Source organism: Halomonas qaidamensis, assembly GCF_025917315.1.
Classification (GTDB): domain Bacteria; phylum Pseudomonadota; class Gammaproteobacteria; order Pseudomonadales; family Halomonadaceae; genus Vreelandella; species Vreelandella qaidamensis.
The window spans coordinates 888033-910946 of sequence record NZ_CP080627.1 but is presented as its reverse complement, the minus strand read 5'-3'; the positions used below and the strand labels follow the sequence as shown (position 1 = coordinate 910946).

The 22914-nt window shown below is 50.9% G+C and carries 22 protein-coding genes; 14 read left to right on the top strand and 8 right to left on the bottom strand.

Annotated elements, in window-relative coordinates:
• Nucleotides 1–16: 16 nt before the first annotated feature.
• On the bottom strand, nt 17–520 hold the full coding sequence (tpx, locus tag K1Y77_RS04260; protein ID WP_030069939.1) for a thiol peroxidase: 504 nt from the start codon (nt 518–520) through the stop codon (nt 17–19).
• Between the two features lie 150 nt (nt 521–670).
• On the opposite strand from tpx, the gene K1Y77_RS04255 reads away from it, so the two are divergent.
• A complete protein-coding gene (locus tag K1Y77_RS04255) occupies nt 671–1387 on the top strand; it encodes a glutamine amidotransferase (protein ID WP_264430516.1) in 717 nt (238 codons plus the stop codon).
• Here the strand turns inward: K1Y77_RS04255 and nfi are convergent.
• Nucleotides 1380–2072, bottom strand: a complete 693-nt coding sequence (nfi, locus tag K1Y77_RS04250) for a deoxyribonuclease V (protein ID WP_030069934.1) — start codon at nt 2070–2072, stop codon at nt 1380–1382. The two genes, K1Y77_RS04255 and nfi, sit on opposite strands and share 8 nt — an antisense overlap.
• A 158-nt stretch (nt 2073–2230) precedes the next feature.
• Nucleotides 2231–3943 (bottom strand): DEAD/DEAH box helicase, encoded by a 1713-nt coding sequence (locus tag K1Y77_RS04245; RefSeq protein WP_264430512.1) that lies wholly within the window; start codon nt 3941–3943, stop codon nt 2231–2233.
• A 520-nt stretch (nt 3944–4463) separates the two neighbouring features.
• On the opposite strand from K1Y77_RS04245, the gene K1Y77_RS04240 reads away from it, so the two are divergent.
• Both K1Y77_RS04240 and K1Y77_RS04235 read left to right on the top strand, forming a co-directional pair.
• Nucleotides 4464–4661: a CsbD family protein gene (locus K1Y77_RS04240; protein WP_030069930.1), complete on the top strand. Its 198-nt coding sequence runs from the start codon at nt 4464–4466 to the stop codon at nt 4659–4661.
• A 59-nt stretch (nt 4662–4720) separates the two neighbouring features.
• The gene (locus K1Y77_RS04235) at nt 4721–5203 is read left to right on the top strand and encodes a PRC-barrel domain-containing protein (protein ID WP_030069913.1); all 483 of its coding nucleotides are present in this window, start codon (nt 4721–4723) and stop codon (nt 5201–5203) included.
• Between the two features lie 110 nt (nt 5204–5313).
• Here the strand turns inward: K1Y77_RS04235 and K1Y77_RS04230 are convergent, their stop codons facing one another.
• Both K1Y77_RS04230 and K1Y77_RS04225 read right to left on the bottom strand, forming a co-directional pair.
• Nucleotides 5314–6324 carry a glutathione S-transferase family protein gene (locus tag K1Y77_RS04230; RefSeq protein WP_264430509.1) on the bottom strand — a complete coding sequence of 337 codons (1011 nt, stop codon included), beginning with the start codon at nt 6322–6324 and terminating at the stop codon, nt 5314–5316.
• Between the two features lie 99 nt (nt 6325–6423).
• The gene (locus tag K1Y77_RS04225; protein ID WP_030069911.1) at nt 6424–7344 is read right to left on the bottom strand and encodes a LysR family transcriptional regulator; all 921 of its coding nucleotides are present in this window, start codon (nt 7342–7344) and stop codon (nt 6424–6426) included.
• Between the two features lie 658 nt (nt 7345–8002).
• Between K1Y77_RS04225 and K1Y77_RS04220 the strand changes: the two genes are divergently transcribed.
• Entirely contained in the window at nt 8003–9667 is a 1665-nt protein-coding gene (locus K1Y77_RS04220; protein WP_030069910.1) for a peptidoglycan DD-metalloendopeptidase family protein, read from the top strand.
• An 81-nt stretch (nt 9668–9748) separates the two neighbouring features.
• Here the strand turns inward: K1Y77_RS04220 and K1Y77_RS04215 are convergent, their stop codons facing one another.
• Nucleotides 9749–11389 carry a L,D-transpeptidase family protein gene (locus K1Y77_RS04215; protein WP_264430506.1) on the bottom strand — a complete coding sequence of 547 codons (1641 nt, stop codon included), beginning with the start codon at nt 11387–11389 and terminating at the stop codon, nt 9749–9751.
• A gap of 100 nt (nt 11390–11489) precedes the next feature.
• Between K1Y77_RS04215 and K1Y77_RS04210 the strand changes: the two genes are divergently transcribed.
• The 8 genes from K1Y77_RS04210 to K1Y77_RS04175 all read left to right on the top strand — a co-directional run bounded on the left by K1Y77_RS04210 (nt 11490) and on the right by K1Y77_RS04175 (nt 20181).
• Entirely contained in the window at nt 11490–12215 is a 726-nt protein-coding gene (locus K1Y77_RS04210) for a murein L,D-transpeptidase catalytic domain family protein (protein WP_030069908.1), read from the top strand.
• 224 nt (nt 12216–12439) lie between these two features.
• On the top strand, nt 12440–13537 hold the full coding sequence (locus K1Y77_RS04205) for a CZB domain-containing protein (protein ID WP_030069907.1): 1098 nt from the start codon (nt 12440–12442) through the stop codon (nt 13535–13537).
• 121 nt (nt 13538–13658) lie between these two features.
• A complete protein-coding gene (locus tag K1Y77_RS04200; RefSeq protein ID WP_264430502.1) occupies nt 13659–14678 on the top strand; it encodes a patatin-like phospholipase family protein in 1020 nt (339 codons plus the stop codon).
• A 306-nt stretch (nt 14679–14984) separates the two neighbouring features.
• Nucleotides 14985–16337: an MFS transporter gene (locus K1Y77_RS04195; protein WP_264430499.1), complete on the top strand. Its 1353-nt coding sequence runs from the start codon at nt 14985–14987 to the stop codon at nt 16335–16337.
• Nucleotides 16338–16414: 77 nt separating this feature from the next.
• Nucleotides 16415–17752, top strand: a complete 1338-nt coding sequence (locus K1Y77_RS04190; protein WP_264430497.1) for a nitrate regulatory protein — start codon at nt 16415–16417, stop codon at nt 17750–17752.
• Between the two features lie 82 nt (nt 17753–17834).
• Entirely contained in the window at nt 17835–18524 is a 690-nt protein-coding gene (locus tag K1Y77_RS04185) for an SDR family oxidoreductase (protein ID WP_030069903.1), read from the top strand.
• A 130-nt stretch (nt 18525–18654) separates the two neighbouring features.
• The gene (locus tag K1Y77_RS04180; RefSeq protein ID WP_264018682.1) at nt 18655–19659 is read left to right on the top strand and encodes an LLM class flavin-dependent oxidoreductase; all 1005 of its coding nucleotides are present in this window, start codon (nt 18655–18657) and stop codon (nt 19657–19659) included.
• A 27-nt stretch (nt 19660–19686) separates the two neighbouring features.
• On the top strand, nt 19687–20181 hold the full coding sequence (locus K1Y77_RS04175) for a GNAT family N-acetyltransferase (RefSeq protein WP_264430495.1): 495 nt from the start codon (nt 19687–19689) through the stop codon (nt 20179–20181).
• 59 nt (nt 20182–20240) lie between these two features.
• Here K1Y77_RS04175 and K1Y77_RS04170 read toward each other — a convergent pair whose 3' ends face one another.
• Together K1Y77_RS04170 and K1Y77_RS04165 are read right to left on the bottom strand one after the other, a co-directional pair.
• Nucleotides 20241–20789: a DUF1415 domain-containing protein gene (locus tag K1Y77_RS04170; protein ID WP_030069900.1), complete on the bottom strand. Its 549-nt coding sequence runs from the start codon at nt 20787–20789 to the stop codon at nt 20241–20243.
• A gap of 96 nt (nt 20790–20885) precedes the next feature.
• A complete protein-coding gene (locus K1Y77_RS04165) occupies nt 20886–21554 on the bottom strand; it encodes a GntR family transcriptional regulator (RefSeq protein WP_030069899.1) in 669 nt (222 codons plus the stop codon).
• Nucleotides 21555–21744: 190 nt separating this feature from the next.
• On the opposite strand from K1Y77_RS04165, the gene K1Y77_RS04160 reads away from it, so the two are divergent.
• Both K1Y77_RS04160 and K1Y77_RS04155 read left to right on the top strand, forming a co-directional pair.
• Nucleotides 21745–22302, top strand: coding sequence for a chromate transporter (locus K1Y77_RS04160; RefSeq protein WP_030069898.1), 558 nt, complete (start codon nt 21745–21747; stop codon nt 22300–22302).
• A complete protein-coding gene (locus K1Y77_RS04155; protein ID WP_264430492.1) occupies nt 22299–22829 on the top strand; it encodes a chromate transporter in 531 nt (176 codons plus the stop codon). Before K1Y77_RS04160 ends, K1Y77_RS04155 begins: the two co-directional genes overlap by 4 nt.
• The last annotated feature ends 85 nt before the right edge of the window (nt 22830–22914 follow it).

Below are 22914 nucleotides of genomic sequence, written 5' to 3'. Positions count from 1 at the left end.
GATCAGTGCTTCAACATTAGCGCTTTAGTGACGCTAGCGCTGCATCGTAATTTGGCTCATTTTTCAGCTCACTCACCAGTTCACTGTGCAACACGCGGTTATCCGCGTCGAGCACTACCACGGCACGAGCGCACAATCCTTCCATTGCACTATTAGCAAGCGCGACACCCCAGGCCTCTTGGAACTCTCGATGGCGGAAGGTGGACAAGGTTTCCACATTATCCAATCCCTCTGCGCCACAAAAACGCTTAGCTGCAAACGGCAGATCAGCAGACACGACCAGCACAACGGTATTATCCAGTTGCGAGGCCAGCTCATTAAACCGCCGTGTAGACACCGCACACGTGGGCGTATCCACACTTGGGATAATATTCAACACTTTGCGCTTGCCCGAGTAGGTGTCAAGGGTGACATCCTCCAGATCAGTATTGGTAAGCGTCATCAGAGGAGCAACATCACCTGGAGCAGGCAGCGTGCCCGCAACATCCATAGGCTCGCCAGCACGGGTTATCTTTTGCATATAAGGCTCCTAATATAAAGCGAAAAAGGTGTATGGTGAGACGTATCAGCTTACAGGGTAATACCCTGATTGGGCTAACCTTTCCTCTGACACAACGCATCTCACACGATCCATATTTCACGATCCATCTCAAACAACGACGGGAACGCCATGACCTCTTTAGTCATTATCAAAACCGGTGACGCTTTTCCTGAAGTGGTCGATCAATACGGTGATTTCGAACAGCTCTTTATTAATCAACTGACGACTGCACTGCCAGAACACGTGTCGCTAAGCGTTTGGGATGCACGCAAACAAGGCGTTCCCTCTTCTCCTACCTCATTCGCAGGCATTATGCTCACGGGGTCCCATAGCATGGTGAGCGAACAGGAGCCGTGGAGCGAGGCGCTAAAACCTTGGCTTGTGCAAGCGCTAGACGAGAATGTCCCTATGCTTGGCGTGTGCTATGGCCACCAGCTAATGGCATCGGCCTTCGGTGGCATTAGCGATTACCACCCTGCAGGAAGAGAATCAGGAACGCGCAACGTACGGCTTACCCAAGCGGGCAATCAAGACCCTCTCTTTAGCATGCTACCTTCACACTTTCCTGCCCACCTGACCCATGCGCAAGCCGTCATGCAATTGCCCCCTAACACCACCGTGTTAGCGCATAACAGCCACGATGCTCATCAAGCGTTGCGTTATGGCCCGCGTCAGTGGAGTGTTCAGTTTCACCCGGAGTTTACCCCCGCAGTCATGCATGCTTATATCGAGCGCCAGAAGGCCGCATTGCGCGATCAAGGTGAAAATCCTGACGCACTTATTAATGCCATCACCGATACTCAAGCAGCCTCTGGCCTGTTGCGCCATTTCCTACGTTTTATATAAGCCGCTTTTGGTCGCGTCTTGACGCAAGCCGATCCGCTAGTCGCGTGGGTTCTGGTAACTTGGTGCGCCCTAAACAGCGCACCACCCAGTCAAGCGATGTTTCAAGGGATAATCGATGTCCAGGTGATACGAATACCGGCTTCACATTTTCCCTCGAGCGTAGCACGGCACCAATAACGTCTTTACCTGATGTTAGAGGCACCCAATCACCACGCATATTTCCCACCTCTTCATACTGACCCGTTAATCGGGATTTAGCGATGCCGACCGTCGGTAAATTTAGCCATAGCCCCAGGTGAGCAGCTACGCCAAGCCGTCGAGGATGGGCAATTCCCTGACCGTCGACCATTACCAGCTCAGGTCTGATCGTAAGCTTAGCGAACGCTTCCAGAGCGGCTGGAATTTCACGAAAAGAGAGCAGGCCAGGAATATAGGGCATACGCGTTGGTTCACGATGAACCACCTGCTCTACCACAGCCAAATGCTGTGTGCTGTCAGGCTGCCACATTAAAACAACGACCGCTGCCCGAGTAATATCACCGCCTGCTTCAAACCCAATATCCACCCCTGCGATGTGCTGTACAGAGTCGATACGATCAGCAGTTTCGAGTCGTTTTGCCAACGTTTTTTGCAGTGCTATCGCCTCTTTTGGAGCTAGATTCCATTCATGTAGTGACGCGTCCATGCATGTCCCTTTTGTTGATTGATGACCGTACTAGCGTAGCTCAACTTTCCGGCGACAATAACAGGCAAAAAAAATCCCCTTACGCCGTTAAGCGTAAGGGGATAGAACGATCGTTAAACGTCGTTTTGAAGCACCACTATAGGGCGCTACACATTAACTTAAGCGCGTTCGCGGCGACGAACTGGCGCATCACCATCATCACGGCGACGACGTGGCGCACGCTCAGGAGCGCTGTCTTCACTGATTTCTAGCGGGCGGCCAGCAACACGGGCACGTGCCATTTTCGCCAGAATTGTGGAAGGCAAACCACTGGGCAGCTCAACGACCGAGAAAGCGTTACGAATATCGATACGACCGATACGACCGCCTTCGATACCACCTTCGTTCGCCAGTGCGCCAACCAGTTGGCCAGGCTTAACGCCATCTTTATGGCCAACGGAAACACGGTAACGAATCATACCTTCGCTAGGTGCGCTGGAACGCTCGCGACGACCACCTGGCTTGGCACCAGGCGCGCCATCACGCATCGGCTTCTCTTTACGCGGTGCCTGCAAGCGACCAATCGGTGCTTCGTCAGCACGCGCCATAGCGGCAAAGGCACAGGCTAGCTCAACGGCGTCATGGCCTTCTTCTACCAGGCGCTCAACCAACGCACGCTGTTCTTCAGCACCTTTGGTCAGTGCCGCCACAACGCGATGATGGAACACTTCATCACGGTGAGCGCGAATAGCTGCTTCGTCTGGCAGCGGCATTTCGGTCATTTTCTGACCGGTCGCCTGCTCCATCCAGCCCACTTTACGGCCTTCACGGAAACCTGCGAACGTAATCGCGATACCGCTACGCCCCGCACGACCGGTACGACCGATACGGTGGGTATACGCTTCTGCGTCTTGGGGCAGATCGTAGTTAATAACGTGAGTAATACGCGACACGTCAAGACCGCGCGCAGCGACGTCTGTCGCAATCAACACATCAACTTTGCCGCGCTTCAAACGTGTAATGGTGCGTTCACGCAGGCTTTGGTCCAGATCGCCAGACAGACCAGCCGCGTTAACACCACGCGCTGTCAGCTGTTCAACCAGCGTGGTACAAGCAGCACGAGTACGCACAAAGACGATGGCCCCATCGACTGGCTCAACTTCCAGAATACGTGCCAGGGCTTCGAGCTTAGCACCACCATCAACACGCACAATGCGCTGCTCAATGTTTTCGCCGGTTGTGGTGCGCGACTCAATCGCGACTTTCACCGGATTAACCAAGTAGCGGTTAACAATGCGCTCGATTTCAGTCGGCAGCGTTGCCGAGAAAAACACACGCTGAGCATCTTTAGGGGTATCGGCAACCACGCGTTTTACGTCGTCGATAAAGCCCATGCGCAGCATTTCGTCAGCTTCATCCAGCACCAGTGCTGAAAGACCGTCGAGTTTCAGACTACCGCGATCTAGGTGATCGATAATACGGCCAGGGGTGCCAACAATGACTTGGGCACCGCGCTTTAGCGCGCCTAACTGTTCACGGTATTCTTGACCACCACAAAGGATCGCTACTTCAAGACCCTTAAGGTTTTGGCCATATTTACTGAACGAAGCCGCAACCTGCTGAGCAAGTTCACGGGTTGGAGCCATAACCAGTACTTGAGGCTCGCGACGGGTAAGTTCTAAACGCGATAACAATGGCAATGCAAACGCAGCAGTTTTGCCGGTGCCGGTTTGTGCTTGGCCCAGCATATCGCGGCCTTCCAACAACGCAGGAATAGTCTGCGCCTGGATCGGCGAAGGAATTTCGTAGCCTTGTGCTTCAACAGCAGAGAGAACGGCAGGCAACAGAGCAAGATCGCCGAAGCTCGGCGAAGCGACAGAAGTCGAGGTCATTAATCACACCTTGGTAGGCCGGTTTTTCCGGCAAAAAACATCGTAAGCGTCTCTGACTCTGCTTGTTAATACGCGTAACCGTGCATATTAATAAGCAAGGATCCGCAAAGCGGATATCATCATCAGTGGAGTCGGAGACGCCGGTCGCACCTAGCATTCGGTTAGCAAACTCGCGTTAGCGGGCCAACCGCTGTGGCGACCTTCTGCGCCGATTTCACCCGTTTGGTGAAATGCTGGAGGCGCGCCATCTTCACAGCAATGAACATCTGCAGTTGGCAAGATGTTCCCGCAAGCATTTCGCTTTGTAGTCAAAGCTACATTGGAAACTGCTTATCGTCGTGATGGAGGGGTCAACACATGCGAGGAGGGCGCATCCTAACATCGCAAATAGCTTATGACTAGTTTTTTTACATTTACCGCTATCAACATTCAGACTTGCACATACTCGCTGTTCGTCTAACCTGAGAGATGCCTACTGATATTTATTAACTAATGTTCACTAACTTCAAGGAGTGATGCTATGAACTGGGATCAGATAGAAGGCAACTGGAAAGAGATGAAGGGAAAAGCGCGCGCCAGCTGGGGTGAACTAACTGACGATGAGCTTACCCAAATTGGCGGCAAAAAAGATCAACTTGTCGGCAAGTTACAGCAGAAATATGGCTTGGAGCAGGAAGAAGCCGAGCGGCGTGCTGATGATTGGGCGAACGGCTTATAAGATTGGCCGAGTAACTGCGTACTTTACATCGCACATTGATAGCCCCATGGAGAGATGCTATGCGTAAATCACTATTCACGACCGCGATCAGTGCTGCCTTTCTAAGCAGTTTAGCGTTTGGTGTTCAGGCGTCTACCGAACCCCAAGGAATGTACTCTGCTGACGATATCCTGGATGCAGAGGTGTTCTTTAACGGCGGTTCTGGCGAAGAAATTGGTGAAGTCGAAGACATACTCTTTGATGAAGAGATGCGAATTTCGGCGTTGGTGATCGAGAGCGGCGCGGTGCTAGGCCTGGGTGGTCGCGAAATTGTCGTCAATTCTGACCAATTTACATTGGAAACCCATACAGAAAGTGACGGCGATACCGAACACCGCATTATGCTTGATGCCTCTCAAGAAGAGGTTGAGTCGTTCCCCACCTATGATCGTGATTGGTGGGAGCAGACCAAAAACAATGCGCGTGATGCATGGCAAACCACCAAAGAAGGCGCTCAAAGCGCTTGGCAGTCTACTCGCGAAGCCGTTAATGATAACGAGTAAGCGGTTTAGCTTAAATCGTTCAATCTAGCGGTTAATTAGCAAAAAGGGCCACCCAATTTCTGGGTGGCCCTTTCTATTAACAATGACTCTTAGCAGTAGTTATTTATAGCCTATGATGCTCGGCGGCGAATGCCCTGCCCTGGTAAGCGTTCACGGTCATGAGGACGTTCTAATCCTAATAGCGGCCCGGCAGGCACGATGCGGGTTGGATTAATCGTGTCGTGACTGTAGTAATAGTGGCGCTTTATATGATCCATGTTGACCGTCTCTGCTATACCTGGCCACTGATATAGTTCGCGAACGTAATGGGCGAGATTTGGGTAATCTTCGATGCGCTTAAAATTACATTTAAAATGACCATAGTAGACAGCATCAAAACGGATCAGCGTAGTGAACAGACGAATATCCGCCTCCGTTAACCATTCTCCCGCTAAATAGCGATGCTCACTCAAGCGTTTTTCCATGCGATCCAAGGCATCGAATAGGGCCTGTACGTGTTTTTCGTACACCTGCTGCTCTGTTGCAAAGCCCGACTTGTAAACACCGTTATTAATATGGTCGTACACATCATCATTGACGTCATCAATAATGCTACGCAAGTCTTCAGGATAAAAATCTAAATCATTACCGGTTAACTCATCAAACGCGCGATTAAAAATGCGCATCAAATCAGCTGACTCATTATTAATTATTGCACTGCGTTGTTTATCCCAAAGCACCGGCACTGTGACCCGCCCCGTATAAGCGGGGTCAGTCATGGTATAGAGTTGATGATGATAATCGACGTGATTGATAGGATCCCCGCTGGCACCTTCGCTTTGATCGTATGTCCAGCCCTTATCCAGCATTAATGGACTGACGTGTGAGGCGCCAATGAGTGATTCCAGCCCTTTTAGCTTGCGCATAATGAGGATTCGATGCGCCCAAGGACAGGCAAGCGATACGTAAAGGTGGTAACGATCTGCTTGCGCGGGATAGCTTCGCCCATCTGTTTCAGCCCCTGTTTCAGCTGCTTCACCAATCCAATCACGCAGCTGAGCAGACTCGCGGACAAATTCACCGCCATGCTTTTTAGTGTCGTACCACTGATCAACCCATTCGCCATTAACAAGCAGTCCCATCGGGGCGCCTCCTGTTGTAATAAGAAAATGCAACAAACGCATTATTCGTACTGATTACATTCAGCATACGCCCGCCTACCAGATGCTCAAGCGGATGTTTTACGGTGATTCATTCGAGGAAATCGAATCCTGAGGGCAGAGTTCTGTTACTCCCTGCTTCAATGCTTGCGCCATGGCATGGGCTGCAGGACCCGCTCGGTCTCGGTCTCTAAATATCAGTTGCATTGGCACCTCACGAATCCCACCAGCGCTTAGCGGTAAAGGCTTTAGCTGCCCAGAGGCAAGTTCATCAGCAATCCGGGTTTCTGGCATCCAGGCAAACCCTAACCCACGCGTCAGCATATCCAACGAGGTATGTAAGTGACTCACTGTCCAACGCTGCTCTGCTTTAAGCCATCCCGCATTGGTAGACTGGCGTAGCGCTGAGTCACGCACCACCAGTTGCCGGTGTTGGGCAAGATCACGCAAATCCAACGAACGTCCAAGCTGATGTAAAATATGCCCCGGGTGTGCCACCGCAATAAATCGCACATTAACCAATGGCTCCCCTAAAAAGCCTTGCGCTTCAATACCTGAGACCACCAGGTCAGCACGGCCATCGTGAAGCATTTCCGTACCGCCATTAAGCACACTTTCATGTAGCTGCACTCTGACTTGAGGATACGTTTCCGAGAAACGCTCAAGTGCTTTCGCTTGGGCGGCGGCTGGAAAAATTTGATCAATCGCCACCACCACTTCCGCTTCCAGCCCTGCTGCCAAACGTGTCGCCACGTCTTCTAATGAGGCGGCACTTTCAATTAACTGGCGTGCTCGGCGCAGCAATAGCTCGCCTGCTTCAGTTAAACGCACCTGCCGGCCTACCGGCTCCAATACCTGAACACCCAACTGCTCTTCTAGCTTGTGCACAGCATGGTTAAGCGTAGATGGGCTTTTATGAATAGCCTCCGCCGCCCGCGCAAACCCACCATGGTCAACAACGGCTGCCAGCATCTGCCACTGTGCAAGAGTTACTCGAGACATTTCGATTCCCTCGACGCTAAACAGCGAAATAATCCGCTTAATCTTCGAAAACCCTTCTAGGATGCCAGGAAAAAGCGCTGAGTACTTGCTTATAAACAATTATTCCTATTCAGCAGACTGCCCTAGCCGGCTTACTAAGCACGACAGCACCTTCAACAACTGCTTGTTAACAGCTGCTTGTTGAGGCTAACTTTGCCAGATACAGAAAAAATCAATTTATTACAAAAAAAGAAATTCTATACCACGTGCCTTTCACAGAAAGCGCCTTGCAATCTAAAGATTGTGCTTAGCAATCAGTTTCTGGTGTGTGGCGGGCTTTCAAGCACCTACAACTTATACAGACCTATCACAAGACCACTACAACTCCACCATATCCTTAATTTTACTTTTAATAGTGAGTGAAAATTATTGCCTATCACCACTTCCCTATGGTTAATTAGCGTATTAATTTATTTCCTCGGCTTTTCAAAAAAATAATTTTTTTAGCGAACAGTGTTCAAAAACAGCGCTCCTTATCTTATTGTTTCCTCATTCCAGTAAAAGAGCATTTAGTGTATAGGCATACAGTCTGTTCACTCTTGCTGTCATGGGGTATGGTTCCTGGGTTCACTTTCTTTCATGTTACTTATTTATCACGAACTCGGCGGCCCATTTACCCATGTTGCGAATTCTTTATTCGCTGCCCCGCACGCATAAATTGTTACTGTTACCTGTGGCTACTATGGTCACTGTGCTGGGCACACAAAAGTTAATCACGACCTATCACGATCTAAACCAAACTCACACACCGCTGGAGAGCGTGCTTGTACCGCTTCCCAGCGATTCTGCTCCTGGGGTTCCTTCGTTGCGCCAAGAGCGCACTCCCGTTGCTGAAGCCATTGATAGAGCCTCACGCGCCATTGATGCTACGCGCGACCATATCCCGCTGGACGATCTCACACCAACGGAAATTGTCGACCTGGATGTGATTACCAGCGCAGAAGCCTCCATGGCTAGCGTCGTAACAAATGCCCCCCATGCTAGTACTCAGCTTGATGAAGGTGCGCTTCACATGGCCGTGGTATTAGGGACGCTTTCAAGTGGCATGCTTGATGTCGACAATACATCCTCTGTCGAAATTGCCGATGCTACTTCGTATGAAGACTATGGCATTGAGCTATTTGATGATGTCTCGTTTCTTGAACTGGAACTTGCCACAGACGAACCCTACGTTCCTAAGTGGAAGACGCATATTGTCGAGTCTGGTGAAACATTTGCACTGCTAGGACAGGAGAAGTTGGGCCTTGGCTACAGCGAAGTGCTGACACTGCTAGAGGGCCTAGAAGATCCGCGCATGTTCACTCATTGGCGCGCCGGTCATAGCTTCGACTATCAGTTAGATGAAAATGGTCGTTTACTGTCTCTGCGTATGATGAAAAACACCCGCGACGGCATCTTACTTGAGCGGGATGAAGAGCACTTTGCCGCCACCATTATTGAGCGCCAAGGTGAAGCAGTACAGCGCCTTTATGCAGGTAGCGTAAGCGGTAGCTTTGCACGCTCTGCCCAAGCAACGGGCTTAAGCAGCGGTGCCGTTACCGAACTAACCCGACTACTTGAAAAGAAACTCGACTTTCGCCGCGACAGTCGTCGAGGGGATCGCTTCCAGGTGTTAGTTGAATCAGACATGATTGACGGAGAAGCGCTCGATTCTCGTGTTCTAGCGGTTAAGTATGACGGCGAACGCATGGACTTAACGCTCCTTCGCAATGCCACCGATAGCAACTTTTATACACCCGAAGGAAGCAGCTTAGACCCTGCTTTTTCGCGCTATCCCTTTGAAGGCAGCTATCGTCTGAGTTCCCATTTCAACCCGCGCCGCAAACACCCTGTGACTGGCCGTATCAGCCCCCATAACGGTACCGACTTTGCAATGCCCATTGGTACTCCCATTGTGGCTCCGGCCAATGGCCGAGTGGAACGGGTAGGCAATCATCATGCCGCTGGACGCTACATTGTCGTTCGCCATGACAACGGTTACCGCACCCGCTATTTACACCTTTCACGCCCCCTAGTGACTCAAGGCGAGCGCATTGAAATGGGCAAGCGCATTGCACTCTCAGGCAATACAGGGCGTAGTACGGGACCTCATTTGCATTACGAAGTCATCGTTAATAACACCCCAGTAAACGCAATGAACGTAGAACTGCCTGAAAATACCAGCCTTAGCGGCGACACGTTAATTGCTTTCCAGCGCCAAGCTGAGCCAATGCTGGCAGCATTAGATAGCGGTGAAACAGGCACTATCAGCGTTGCCAACTACGAGCGCCAAGAAGAGCAGTAAGCTACTCGCTTTGCATTAAACAATAACGCCGCCCTTTTTTGGGCGGCGTTATTGGTTTGAATGTATCAACCACTTATCACGTTAGACGGCTTGTGATAGAGCGGCCAACAAACTGGCATCACGGCGATAAATATCATCGCGAAACTCAACCTCCCCTTGGGCATTCGGCCAGGCAGTTAAGTAGTGCAGTGCCACAGGAATGCGCTGAGGCAGATTAACATTACGATCACTTCCACTGCTGCTAAGTAACGAAGATAGCTGATAGCGACTACCACTATCCTGAAGCAGTAGCTGCGCAAACTCCATGACGCCTTCAACGCGGACACAACCAGAGCTTAGTGCTCGCTGGTCACGCTGAAACAACCCTCTTGCTGGCGTATCGTGTAGATAGATCATTTCACTATTGGGAAAACGCACCACTACACGGCCTAGCGGATTACCGCCACCGGATACTTGACGCAGCATCACAGCACCAGGCCGTTGCCAGTCAATGGCATCAGCGTCAAGCCGCTCACCGGAAGAACTTAACACTTGAATATTGCGCCGTGCTAAATAGCCAGGGTCTCGCCTTACCTGAGGCAGCACGTCCTCACGCATAATAGTCGGCGGAATCGTCCATGAAGGGTTTACGGTTAAGTGGCTAATCGCCGAATGGATAATCGGCGTTTCGCGCCGTGGTGTGCCAACCACAACGCGAGCATCCCAGTGCTCACCATTAGGCCGAGTGTAGTGCAATCGATAACCGGCAATATCAACCCAAACTCGTGGCTCATCAGTTTGCGTAGGTTTAATCCACCGAGCCCGTTCTAAGTTGACACGAAGCTGATCGATACGCGAAGAGAGTGGGGTGTTCAATGCAAGTCGCGTGCGCTCACCCACAACACCATCTTCTTGCAGCTGATGACGACGCTGAAAACGTCTAACTGCCCTTTCCAACTCCGCATCGTAGGTGCGCTGGTCACTAATGGCTGATTGCACGCCAATCATTGGGTAAGCATTGCTATCCGCGGCCAGTAGGTTAGCATCGCCCCAATAAGCCAAGCGCTGTCGCAGTATCTGCACATCTTCGTGGGTATCACCTGGTCGAAGCGCCTCCTCTCGGCCCGCCAAATAGGGGACGCTACCTTTTTCAGCCAGCGTGCGGTAATGACGTAGTGCCTCGCGTAGCTGAGCATACTCCGATGATGAGGGCCTCACATAGTCAAGCGCGCCCTGAATATCATTATTTTCCAGCGCATGGGTGATGCGTAACAGCGAGTAACGACGTTCAGGCCTAGGGATATCCCATTTAGGCTCGACCTCGTTTGGATTCACCTTGCCCCGCGAAAGATGTTCAAGCGCTAAAAGCAAGGCTGTCGTGGCCTGAATATCAAAATCAGCTTGCGCTAACTTCCCCGCTTGTTGGCTAGCTTGAAAGGCATCTAACAGGCTGTCAGCGTCGTAATCCTCAGGGTTTAAGCCATCGTCTTCAAGACTGTTTAACGCCTTCACCAGCGCTTCAACATGTGTAACATCTTGCCAGGCGGGCTGCTGATTTAGCTGCTGGTAAAAATCCTTAATCGGCAGTAACGCATTCGTTTGCGCCTTTGTTTGTTGAGCTAACACCTGCTCAAGCGAACCTGTCTCTGCTTGTGCGCTATTAACCAGATGGGGCGCTTGGGTCAGCGTCAGACATAGGGCCATCCCTATCGCCCATCGTCTTATTAACGTTGTCTCGTTCATCGCTCCTCCTTGCGTTACTATTCATCGCTGTTCGCTGTCTTTGTTTATCATAGCCGTTTACATGTCTCCTTCGTCGATATCTATTGCAGGGTTGCTCTCTATGTCTTTTTGCTTACGCGCCTCTACCATCGTTTTATCGCTTCCACTGGTGTTATTGAGCCTTCCTTTACAGGCTGCTAGCTTTTTTGCTCAGGTCGCTTCTGCTGCGCCTCCCGGCGTTTCTCCTTTACATCATCAATTACTGCAACTAGCACCAACGGCGACGCCAGAAGCACTTCGGCTCGCGGCTCAGTCACTTAGTTGCGCCGATCCTGACGCTGAGCGTTTAGCCGTCATTGACTACTCGCTACCCTCCACCGAGCCACGTATGTGGGTTTTCGATCTACATCAGCATACACTGCTATTTGAAGAGCTTGTTTCCCATGGACAAGGTTCTGGGGATGCGGTGGCTGAGGTGTTTTCCAATATTCCTGAAAGCCATCAATCCAGTATCGGTCTCTTTCGCACAATGAATAGTTACTATGGGCGTAATGGCTATTCACTGCGCTTGGATGGCTTAGAGCCTGCGGTGAATGACCTCGCATTCGAACGAGCGATCGTGATCCATGGCGCTGACTACGTTAGCGACGATTTTATTACCCAAACCGGTAGGCTAGGACGTAGCCACGGCTGCCCAGCCGTGCGTGAAGATATCACGTATCCGCTTATTGATAGCTTGAAAGAGAACCAGTATGTGTTTGCCTACTACCCTGATGAAGAGTGGTTGGCGACATCACAGTTTCTACGTTGTCCAAACGATAGGGCTCATCACTTGGCTCAACGCTGATAGTGGATATTTTGTTCCCATGGAGCGTCAAACAGGTCACGCCGACTGCTCTGAAAGACTGACCTTTAAGTCTGATCCAGACACATTAAGAAACCTATACCCAAAAATCGCAAGAGGCTGGTTTTTATCATTAATAGACTGTAAGTACGGCGCTCATGGCAACCACCTGCAATACTTTGTGACAAAACATCACAATGCTATTGACTCGTTCGCAGGTACTAGCCATGTTTGCTTTTATGCACCCTTATCAAACCATCCATCGCCTTGAACAAGAAGTGGCAGCGTTGAATGCCCAGCTAGAAGCTGAAAAAAAACGTCAAGGTTGCCGTGCAATCAGCTTGATGACGCCGATTGAGTCACTCAGCATGCTTCAGGCCAGAGGTGCAGATATGCTTTGCTCGTTGAGCAAAGGCGTAGAAGTCCACGCTCAGCATCTTGCCACCGAACAATCCACTCTCACCGACACCTTTAGCCGTCTCCACATAGCCGAGCAAACCGCACAAACATTGCAACAACACCGGCAACGCTGCCAGCAAACAGACGCGTATTTATCATCTTCGTTAGTGACGGAACAAGCCTTTCACGATATACGTCAGCTAAGTAGTGAATTAGCGCATAACGCAGGCCATACAAAAGCATTAGCTATCACTGCGGCCTTGGAAGTCGCCCACTTCCATGAACAACCGGCAGGCATGCCAGCGATTGTTAAGGATTTGCAAGAGCTATCTGAACACTCCCAACAATTAGCACACCAGCTAGCGCAATGGATTGAGCGCACCGCATCACACGTTATCGAAGATGCCAAGATCCGTGACTATCAGCAGCAGGAAATAAAGGCTTTAACCAGTGCCGCCCAGTCAGCAGAACATGTCATTGAGCAGTTGATAGACCAATCACGCCACATGTATAAAGTCATCCACCACAGTACAACCACTGCTTACTTGCACGCCGCCAAACTTGAGCATGCAGTATGGAAAAGCCGCCTTTATAAGCAGCTACTTTCAGCCCACTTTGAAGAGAGCCTAGAGGATCACCAGCACTGCTCACTTAGTCACTGGTGCCTTACAGGGGATGGTCGTCGCTACCAGTACACGCAAGCTTATAAGGCATTAGCTGCTCCCCATAAGCGTTTTCATGAAAGCGGTTTGGATGCCCTCACGTTTGCCCGCCAAGGTGACCATAATGGTCAGCTTGCAGCGCTAGCCATGATGGAAGAGGCCAGCAGTCAGCTAGCACTACAGCTTGATAAATTGATGGAGCATGCCGTTTATGAGACCCCTCTTGCCATAGGCCACTCCTCACCCTTAGCAGATTCTCCTTAACATCGCGCTCTAGGGTCTTTTGGTGATGTACGCCTTTTTAACTGGCATACACTAAACACATGCTTTTATGCCATGCTGGGTGGGTTACCGCATTTAATCACCCACTCAGCAGGGAAAAGTGATGTCGCAGATCAAAAAGATAGACCTTGCCTTACAGGGCGGAGGTGCCCACGGCGCTTACACTTGGGGGGTTATCGATCGATTGCTTGAAGACGACCGTATCGACATTGAAGGCATCAGCGGCACAAGCGCTGGTGCGATGAACGGTGTGGTCATGGCAGATGCCCTTACCCGCGGTAACAAAGAGACAGCTCGCCAAGCGCTGCACCAGTTTTGGAAAGCGGTTAGCCGAGCGGGTATGGCAAGTCCAATTCGTCGCTCACCCCTAGACGTGCTGACCGGTAACTGGTCTCTCGATCATTCACCAGGTTATGTGGCCATGGATCTTTTAAGCCGCCTGGTCTCCCCTTACCAACTGAACCCTCTTAATATTAATCCATTACGCGATATTGTCGCCGAACATATTGATTTTGAGCGTGTAAGACGCTGTGAGCAGCTTAAGCTATTTGTGACAGCTACTAACGTTCGCACCGGAAAACAGCGCGTTTTTCGCCGCGAAGAAATGAGTGTAGATGCGGTCATGGCCTCTGCTTGCCTGCCTTTTGTATTTCAAGCTGTTGAGATAGAAGGCGAGGCGTATTGGGATGGCGGTTATATGGGCAACCCTGCGCTATTCCCGTTAATGGAGGAGTGTAGTGCCCGAGACATTCTGCTGGTACAAATTAACCCTATTAGCAGGGAAGAAGTACCTACCTCTGCCTCAGCCATCATGAACCGCCTCAACGAAATCACCTTTAATTCAGCCCTGATTAAAGAAATACGCATGATTGCGCTGCTCAAACGCACACTAGATGAGCAAGGAATAGAAAACTGCTATCAGCAAGCGCTCTTCCACCGCATTAGTGGTGAACAGGCGCTGGAGGATCTCTCAGTATCGAGCAAAATGAACTCAGAGTGGGCATTTCTATGTTATCTGTTTGAACAAGGTCGCACTGCTGCCGAGCGCTGGCTAGAAACGCACTTTGACGCGATTGGTGAGCGTTCAACGCTGGATATTGATGCTGTTTATTTACACGACTAACCGGCACCCACATGTCGCACATCTGTGCCATAACTGTATCACTGTGGTGCATCAGCAACGTACATAGCAAACTTCCTATCAATCACACGTAAAATAACTCCCTGACTTTATTTGCAAAACTGTCTTATGGCGAACTAATTGCTTCACTCTTACTAAATGATGGTAGGCGTGGACCAGGCCCAACGGGTACGAGTGCGTCGAACCTGCCCTTCAATGGCGAAGGCATGTTCTCGTCAACAACATAGTGCTTTTTTAAAAGCGCCTGTTTTGACCCACTCGTATTATGCTTGCTCTGTGAGGCCATCCATGGACATTCGCAATAAAGCTAACCGCATCCGGCTACTAAATTTTTCTACTCCTCAAATGCGTGCTTTCCACTTCTCATGGTTCGCGTTCCATATCTGCTTTTTTGGCTGGTTTGGTATCGCTCCCTTGATGGCAGTGGTCCGTGAAGATTTATCACTCACTCAAACCCAGATCGGCAATACCATTATTGCCTCCGTTGCTATTACCGTTATTGTCCGCCTGCTCATTGGCGTGCTGTGCGACAAAATTGGACCTTGTAAAACCTATACCGGTTTGTTGATGCTGGGGGCCGTGCCGGTCATGGGTATAGGTTTTGCCAATAGCTTTGAAACTTTCTTACTCGCTCGTTTAGCCATCGGTGCCATCGGCGCGTCTTTTGTAATTACCCAATATCACACCACGATGATGTTTGCGCCGAATGTGGTTGGCACCGCCAACGCCACCAGTGCTGGCTGGGGAAACTTGGGCGGTGGAACAACACAAATCCTAATGCCGTTAATTTTTTCGGGTTTGCTAATGCTTGGCGTCAGTGAAACGCTGGGGTGGCGTCTTGCCATGGTGGTACCAGGTGTGGTGCTGTTTTTTACTGGGATTGGCTATTGGCTGTTTACCCAAGACGCCCCCGATGGCAACTTTAGCGAGCTGCGCGCCCGCGGTGAACTACCCGAAGCCACAGGTGAAAATAGCGCAGTACAAAGCTTTCTAGCCGCAGCAAAAGATATTCGCGTATGGGCGCTGTTTATTGTTTATGGTCTCTGCTTTGGCGTTGAGCTAACCATCAACAATATTGCCGCTATTTACTTCTTCGACAAGTTTGACCTGACCCTGGCAACCGCTGGGTTAATCGCAGGTTTATTTGGCCTGATGAATATTTTCGCCCGTACTCTTGGCGGTGTCTTTTCAGACCTATTCGCCAAGCAAGGCGGTTTAAAGGGGCGCGTACGCTGGCTATTTATCGCCCTGCTGTGTGAAGGCATCGCGCTTATTGCCTTCTCACAAATGCATATTTTAAGCCTCGCAATCGGCATCATGCTGGTATTTAGTCTATTTGTGCAGATGGCCGAAGGGGCAACCTTTGGCGTGGTGCCCTTCATCAATAAAAAAGCACTGGGGGCAGTCGCCGGTATCGTGGGGGCAGGTGGCAATGTCGGTGCTGTCTCTGCCGCTTTTTTATTCCGTAGTGAAAGCCTCAGTTATCAAGAAGGGCTTTTTTATCTTGGCATTACCGTCTTAGTACTCGCTTCGTGCGTGCTGGTAGTCCGTTTTAGCGATGCAACAGAAACCGAAGAAGCAACAGCCTATCGTGATGCAGTCGGCGATGATACGAACGCAGGCGCACTTTCACTACGCTAATGTCTACTTACCCCTCTGTAGGCGTTTCACACCACAGAGGGGCTTTCATCTCAGGCGGGGAGTTAAAGGAAACGATTATGTCTTCAGCCCAACAGCTACTCTTAACTGCCCTTCGATGCGATATCGACAGTCTGCACCATTTAGCCACCACCTCAGAGATCGTTGGCGACATTAGTGGTTTTATTCATGCGCTCCAACGTGAGCGAGGGGCATCAACGATTTACCTTGTCTCTAAAGGTAAGCGGTTTGCCACTCGGCGCAAGGAGTATGTAGAGCGTAGCCAAGTAGCCGAAGCGGTTATGCGCCAGCGATTAGAAGCATTAACCAAAGAAGCGCGGCCACAGGCAGCAGCACGCTTAATCAGAAGAGTCGCTGCGGTTTGGCTTGCCCTGGACGACCTGGACACGCTGCGGCAAGCGATCCATTCGTTTGCTGTTTCACCTGATGCGGCAACACAAGCACTTAATCACCTCATTAGTGGCCTTCTTGCCATTGTCTTTGAAGCAGCAGATACCTCGGCAGACCCGGATATCACTCGCGCACTGGTGGCTATTTTTCATTTGATGCAAGGTAAAGAACTGGCTGGACAAGAACGTGCCTGCGGTGCCTTTGGCTTTACCCAAGGGCATTTTGACGATGCTCACCGCGAACTGCTGAGCCGATTAGTCCGCGATCAACAGCGCTGCTTTGCTACTTTTGAAGAGTTTGCCTCTGCTGAGGCTCTGCGCGCTTGGGAACAGGCTCTCTCGCCGAGGACACTCGCAGGGATTCAACAACTGCGTAACACTGCTTATCATACTTGCCACCATCCTCACCGCCACCCCCAACAAAAAACCTCCATAGACGACACATACACAGACAAAGCACACACAGACAAAGCACACACAGACAAAGCGCTGGGCGAAACATGGTACGAACTGACAACGTTACGTATCGATAGTATTAAAACCGTTGAGGACACCCTAAATAGTCAATTAACGGCGTTATGCCATCAAAAAATTACACAGGTCCAATCAGCCTTAGAGCAAGCTGAAACACCTCAAGGGAAATCCCCACTCGCTCCGTGTGAACAACTCCTAGCCTTAAGCGACAATCAACCATTAGGTGAGTTAACCGCCAGCGCCTTAACATCACCATTAGGGCGTTCATTGATTGAGCTTGCCCACGCCCAATCAAGCCACCTTCAAGGCCTTAGTGATGAGCTGGAAAATACCCGCAAAGCATTGCGTGAACGTAAGCTGATTGAACGTGCTAAAGGGCTTATCATGGCGTACCAGGCAATGACCGAAGAAGAAGCCTACCGATTTTTGCGTAAGACATCGATGGATCAAAGCAAAAGCATGGCCGATATGGCGCAATCGATACTCGACCTATCTTCTATGCTGAAACGCAAAGAAGAAAAGCACATACACTAGCTTAAACAGCCCATTTGCAACACGGTGACCAATTAGCCATTCTAATAGCTCCCCTTTTATAAATGAGCTAGGAGCACACGCTATGCAGCACCGTGTCCTAATGATTACTGGCGCATCAAGCGGAATTGGTGCGGCCACCGCACGAGCAGCCTCACGTGAAGGTTATAAGTTAGTGCTGGCCGCTCGCTCTACCAACAAACTTACCGCACTCGCCCAAGAGCTTGGCCCGGAAAATGTGCTGACATGTGCGTTGGATGTCACCGACATGACACAACAGCAAGCCATGGTCGATCAAGCAATTGAAACATTTGGTCGTATAGATGCAGTCTTTGCAAACGCTGGGCGTGGTGGCTCCCCCGGCGGCTTTAGCGGTGCAGATCACGATGCTTGGCGTGAGATGATCCTGACCAATATTTATGGCGTAGGATTAACGCTTCAGGCCTGCCTTCCCGCGCTAAAGCGAAGCAAAGGGCATGTGTTGTTAACCGGTTCAGCCGCTGGTCGAACCACGATTCCAGGCTCGATGTATAGCGCCACAAAGTGGGCGGTGACGGGGATCGGTTACAACCTGCGTGAAGAACTACGCGGAACAGGTATGCGCGTTACCTTAATCGAGCCTGGCATGGTCGATACCCCCTTCTTTGATGAACCGCCAGAACACGCACTTGAAGATCGTGATATTGCTAACGCTGTGATTTATGCACTTTCTCAACCCGCGCATGTCGATGTGAACGAGATTTTAATACGACCGACACCTCCACCGACTAGTTGACGTTGCTAACTGGCACTAGCGACACCTTGCATTTCTTCTTACGTGCCCACATAACATTGAGATACCTAGCGTGCTAATAAAAAGTGCGAATAAATCTAGCTGACCATTTGTTCTTCTACCCAGGTGTCTTATGAGCCAACTCGCCAATACTGCTATTTCCGTACTGGATTTAGCACCGATACGCCAAGGCGGTAGCGCTGCCGAAACATTTCGCAATAGTGTGTCTCTAGCGCAGAAGGCAGAACAGCTTGGCTACACCCGTTACTGGCTGGCAGAACACCACAACATTGCTGGCATTGCCAGCGCAGCAACTGCGGTCTTGATTGGTCATGTGGCAGGGCAAACGTCCACTATTCGCGTGGGCAGCGGTGGCATCATGCTGCCCAATCATCCACCGCTGGTGATTGCCGAGCAGTTTGGCACCTTAGAAACGCTCTACCCTGGCCGGATTGATTTAGGACTCGGCCGTGCGCCTGGCTCAGACGGTGCCACCATGCAGGCTATGCGCCGTAACGCTCAGGCGGGCGTCGATGACTTCCCACAACTACTTAATGAATTGCGAAGCTACTTAGCGGATGCTGATCCACAGCAGCGCGTCAAAGCTGTACCTGGGCAAGGCACCCACGTGCCTATCTGGCTACTTGGCTCTAGCGGTTATAGTGCGCAGCTAGCCGCTAAACTTGGGCTCCCCTTTGCCTTTGCAGCCCAGTTTGCACCGGGTTACTTATTTGAAGCGCTGCGGCTTTATCGTGATAACTTTCGGCCGTCGGAGCACTTAGACAAACCCCATGCCATGGTAGGATTGCCCGTTATCGCTGCCGAAAGTGATGCCATGGCCCACTACTTGGCAACGACCTCTCAACAGAAGTTTCTTAGCCTGATTCGCGGTAAGCCGACTCAATCACAGCCACCGGTTGAGCAAATGGACTGGACACCTATGGAGCGCTCCCAAGTAAGCCAGTTCCTAGGCGCAGCCATCATTGGCGGACCCGCTACGGTCAAAGCGGAACTAGAGGCCTTTCAAGCGCGTACTGGCGCTGATGAACTAATGATCAATAGCGATTTTTATGATCATGCCGACCGCTTGCGTAGTTATGAAATTGTCGCAGACGTTGTTCGATCACCGCTTAACTAAAACGCTCACTACGATGACTTATAACCGATGACCCCACTGCGCTTTACGCCCATGACCGACGATGACTTTGCGGCTTTCTGGCCACATTTTCAGTCGATTGTCACGGCACAAGAAACCTATGCGATTGACCCTGAGATCACCTTTAAAACGGCGTATACATTGTGGTGCGAGCAGCCTAAGGCATCATTTGCAGTAAAAGATGATCAGGGCGAGTTACTGGGCACTTACTATTTAAAAGCTAACGCCGCTGGCCCTGGCCAGCACGTTTGTAACTGCGGCTACATGGTCTCGCCTGCCGCCAGGGGGAAAGGTGTTGCCCGCCAGATGTGCGAACATTCGCAGCATATCGCGCGCCAGTATGGCTTTGAAGCGATGCAATTTAACGCGGTAGTGTCCACTAACGAGGTGGCCGTCGCCCTTTGGCAACGGCTAGGGTTTGCGATTGTCGGCACCATTCCTAACGCCTACCGGCATGCGTCCCTTGGTTTTGTCGATAGCTACGTAATGTATAAAGCGCTTTAGTGGCCGCTTGATAAAAAGGGCAGCGCTTTATAAATAGGACATCCGTTTAAAGGGTCTGGTTATTTAAGGCAGCGTTGTAGAAGCTCTTCAGCTGCAGCGCTGCCTAATTCGGTTAAGTGGGCAATATTTCGCTCAGGGATTTGTTCCGTATCACCATAGAAATCAATGGCCTTTTCAACACTAGCCTCGCGCAGTAGATGAACCATCGCGTAGGGCGAGCGGTTGGTGTAATTAGCCGCGTCCCCAGGCTCAGCATCAGCAAAGCAGTAATCAGGGTGGAAAGTTGCTAGCTGATAAACACCTTCATACCCTAGGTCTGCTAACAGGCTTTCGGCCAGTTCGACATAATCCAGGTAGTGGTCGAAGCTTTTAAACAGCGTAGGAAATACCAGCAGCGTGGTTTCCGTTTCTGGGTGCTCGTTCAACCACTCCACTTCGGCTATTAGTTCTTCCAACGCCACGTCGATTTTTTTCGAGCGCACCACCTCAATCCGAACCTTACCACCGTCAAGTTCCCGCTTAGCAAACGGGCATATATTGTGCTCGACGATAAAGCTGCGTACCCATGCCTCTGTCTGTTCCGCTACTTGCTTATCTGCCTCTTGCATCGTGCCTGCTACCTTACATTAAAGTGGCTGCCACCACGGTTAGGACTGCCCGTGTATCTGTAAGAAACAGTGTACCTGCAAGCACCCACAAATGCTTCAGGCGTGGGCCTGGTAGCGCGCCAACGCCACCTCATAAGATTTATGTATATGATCATCCATTAGCGCACGGGCCGCTTTGCCATCTCGATGTAGCGCCAACTCAACCAGCTCATGGTGTTGTTCATCCAACTCTTGGCGAATGGAAGGCATTTTGGGTCCCAAACGACGATAACGATCAAACTGGTCGTGAAGCTGCTCAATAAAGCGCAGCAACCACACCGATCCACAAGGCGCGACCAGCGTGCGGTGAAATTGGGTATGCAGTCGTTCCCACTCCTCCCCTTTATCGAGCGATATATCCGCTCGTTTTAAGCGATGCGCTGCCGCTAACAGGTCAGCCTCCCACACCGCATCACCGTGGGCAATCGCGCGTTCAAGCGCCATGCCCTCAAGCTCCGTACGCAGCCTGGCAATATCATCAAGCTCTTCCCGAGATAGCTTTGGCACCCTAAAGCCGCGTTGATTTTCTTGGATTAATAATCCATAGGCCGCCAGCTTATTTAACGCTTCACGCAGCGGACTTAACCCTACTTGGTAGTGCTCTTTCAGGGCGTTAATCGCCAGCTTTTCTCCGGCAGCAAAGCGACCACCGACTAAATCCCTACGAAGTGCGTCGTAAATAGGGCTTGAGGCTGTACCAGCGGGAAGGGGGATGTGTTTGTTCATTCCGTGATCCTTTTGCGTATCTTCGCGAACGCGTCTGTTAACGGAGATTCTATGGCTAGGTGTTGACGCCTCACAACAAGCTCACCTATATTCTATTTTAGACAAAATAATCGATTTTTTACCATACAAACGATAAATAGGCAGGCCTTATGCTTTTGATTGCAATGCCCTCTCTACTGGCAATGGGCACATGAAACAATCAGCACTTTTTTGGGCTTTCTTCCGCGTTGGCATTTTTGGTTTTGGCGGCGGCCCCGCCATGATACCGCTGGTACGCGCTGAAGTCGTCACTCGCCACAAATGGTTAACCGATGAAGAGTTTGCCGATGTGCTTGCCATTGGCAATACGCTGCCTGGGCCCATTGCGACAAAAATGCCTGGCTATATTGGCTACCGAGTAGCCGGTATTAGCGGCTGCATCGCGGCGGTGATTGCCGTCATTCTGCCGATGATCGTGGCGATGATTGTTATGTTAGGCATCTTCAGCCGTTATCGCGACGTTGCCTGGATACGCGGTATGGGGCAAGCCGTTATACCTGTCGTTATGGTGATGATGGGGCAATTAGCCTGGGACTTCTTCGACAAATCCCAAGCCGCGCTTGGCTGGCTAGCCAGTGCAGCCATGGCAATCGTCGCCGGTGGGCTCATTTACTGGTTAGGCGTGCATCCTGGCTGGGTGATTGGAGCCATCCTGCTAACGGCCTTATTGCGCCCCACAGGTAAAAAGCGCGCGGAGGGCTCTGTATGATTTATTGGGAGCTTTTCTTAGCGTTTTTTATCCCTAACATTATTGGCTACGGCGGCGGCCCGGCAATTATCCCTCTTATTGAAGCGGAAGTGGTTGGTCGCTACGGCTGGATGACTTCTCAAGGGTTTGCCGAAACGCTGGCCTTAGGTAACGCTCTACCTAGCCCTATTGCCACCAAAATGGCCGGCTATGTGGGTTATGACGTAGCGGGCATTGGCGGTGCGGTGGTGGCAGTATGCGCAACGGTGATCCCTTCTCTACTGCTGATGTTGGGCGCGCTGGGGCTGCTTTATCGGCACCGCGACTCTCCCCGTGTAAAGCGTATGAGCCAGTGGGTCCGGCCAGTTATCGCGATAATGATGGCCTGGCTCACTCTCGGTTTTTTCATGGAAAGTATTACTACCAGCGGTGCACTACATACCGTTGTCCTGGGCGTTATTGCGGCTATTGCTCTTGTGCGTTTTAACACTCATCCCGCATTTGTTGTTATCGGCGCATTGATTTATGGAGGGCTCTTCCTGGGCTAACCTGTTTTCACTGCAGACAATAAGAACCCACTATGGGATCACGCGCTCACCACCCCGCTGCTTTACAGCAGCGCATCACCACACC

Coding starts and splice junctions, on each gene's coding strand:
- K1Y77_RS04190 (WP_264430497.1), top strand. CDS start 16,415: ATGTCTTCAGCCCAACAGCTACTCTTAACTGCCCTTCGATGCGATATC.
- K1Y77_RS04195 (WP_264430499.1), top strand. CDS start 14,985: ATGGACATTCGCAATAAAGCTAACCGCATCCGGCTACTAAATTTTTCT.
- K1Y77_RS04175 (WP_264430495.1), top strand. CDS start 19,687: ATGACCCCACTGCGCTTTACGCCCATGACCGACGATGACTTTGCGGCT.
- K1Y77_RS04180 (WP_264018682.1), top strand. CDS start 18,655: ATGAGCCAACTCGCCAATACTGCTATTTCCGTACTGGATTTAGCACCG.
- K1Y77_RS04165 (WP_030069899.1), bottom strand. CDS start 21,554: ATGAACAAACACATCCCCCTTCCCGCTGGTACAGCCTCAAGCCCTATT.
- K1Y77_RS04155 (WP_264430492.1), top strand. CDS start 22,299: ATGATTTATTGGGAGCTTTTCTTAGCGTTTTTTATCCCTAACATTATT.
- K1Y77_RS04170 (WP_030069900.1), bottom strand. CDS start 20,789: ATGCAAGAGGCAGATAAGCAAGTAGCGGAACAGACAGAGGCATGGGTA.
- K1Y77_RS04245 (WP_264430512.1), bottom strand. CDS start 3,943: ATGACCTCGACTTCTGTCGCTTCGCCGAGCTTCGGCGATCTTGCTCTG.
- K1Y77_RS04255 (WP_264430516.1), top strand. CDS start 671: ATGACCTCTTTAGTCATTATCAAAACCGGTGACGCTTTTCCTGAAGTG.
- K1Y77_RS04225 (WP_030069911.1), bottom strand. CDS start 7,344: ATGTCTCGAGTAACTCTTGCACAGTGGCAGATGCTGGCAGCCGTTGTT.
- K1Y77_RS04220 (WP_030069910.1), top strand. CDS start 8,003: ATGTTGCGAATTCTTTATTCGCTGCCCCGCACGCATAAATTGTTACTG.
- K1Y77_RS04230 (WP_264430509.1), bottom strand. CDS start 6,324: ATGGGACTGCTTGTTAATGGCGAATGGGTTGATCAGTGGTACGACACT.
- K1Y77_RS04205 (WP_030069907.1), top strand. CDS start 12,440: ATGTTTGCTTTTATGCACCCTTATCAAACCATCCATCGCCTTGAACAA.
- K1Y77_RS04200 (WP_264430502.1), top strand. CDS start 13,659: ATGTCGCAGATCAAAAAGATAGACCTTGCCTTACAGGGCGGAGGTGCC.
- nfi (WP_030069934.1), bottom strand. CDS start 2,072: ATGGACGCGTCACTACATGAATGGAATCTAGCTCCAAAAGAGGCGATA.
- K1Y77_RS04185 (WP_030069903.1), top strand. CDS start 17,835: ATGCAGCACCGTGTCCTAATGATTACTGGCGCATCAAGCGGAATTGGT.
- tpx (WP_030069939.1), bottom strand. CDS start 520: ATGCAAAAGATAACCCGTGCTGGCGAGCCTATGGATGTTGCGGGCACG.
- K1Y77_RS04215 (WP_264430506.1), bottom strand. CDS start 11,389: ATGAACGAGACAACGTTAATAAGACGATGGGCGATAGGGATGGCCCTA.
- K1Y77_RS04235 (WP_030069913.1), top strand. CDS start 4,721: ATGCGTAAATCACTATTCACGACCGCGATCAGTGCTGCCTTTCTAAGC.
- K1Y77_RS04210 (WP_030069908.1), top strand. CDS start 11,490: ATGTCTTTTTGCTTACGCGCCTCTACCATCGTTTTATCGCTTCCACTG.
- K1Y77_RS04240 (WP_030069930.1), top strand. CDS start 4,464: ATGAACTGGGATCAGATAGAAGGCAACTGGAAAGAGATGAAGGGAAAA.
- K1Y77_RS04160 (WP_030069898.1), top strand. CDS start 21,745: ATGAAACAATCAGCACTTTTTTGGGCTTTCTTCCGCGTTGGCATTTTT.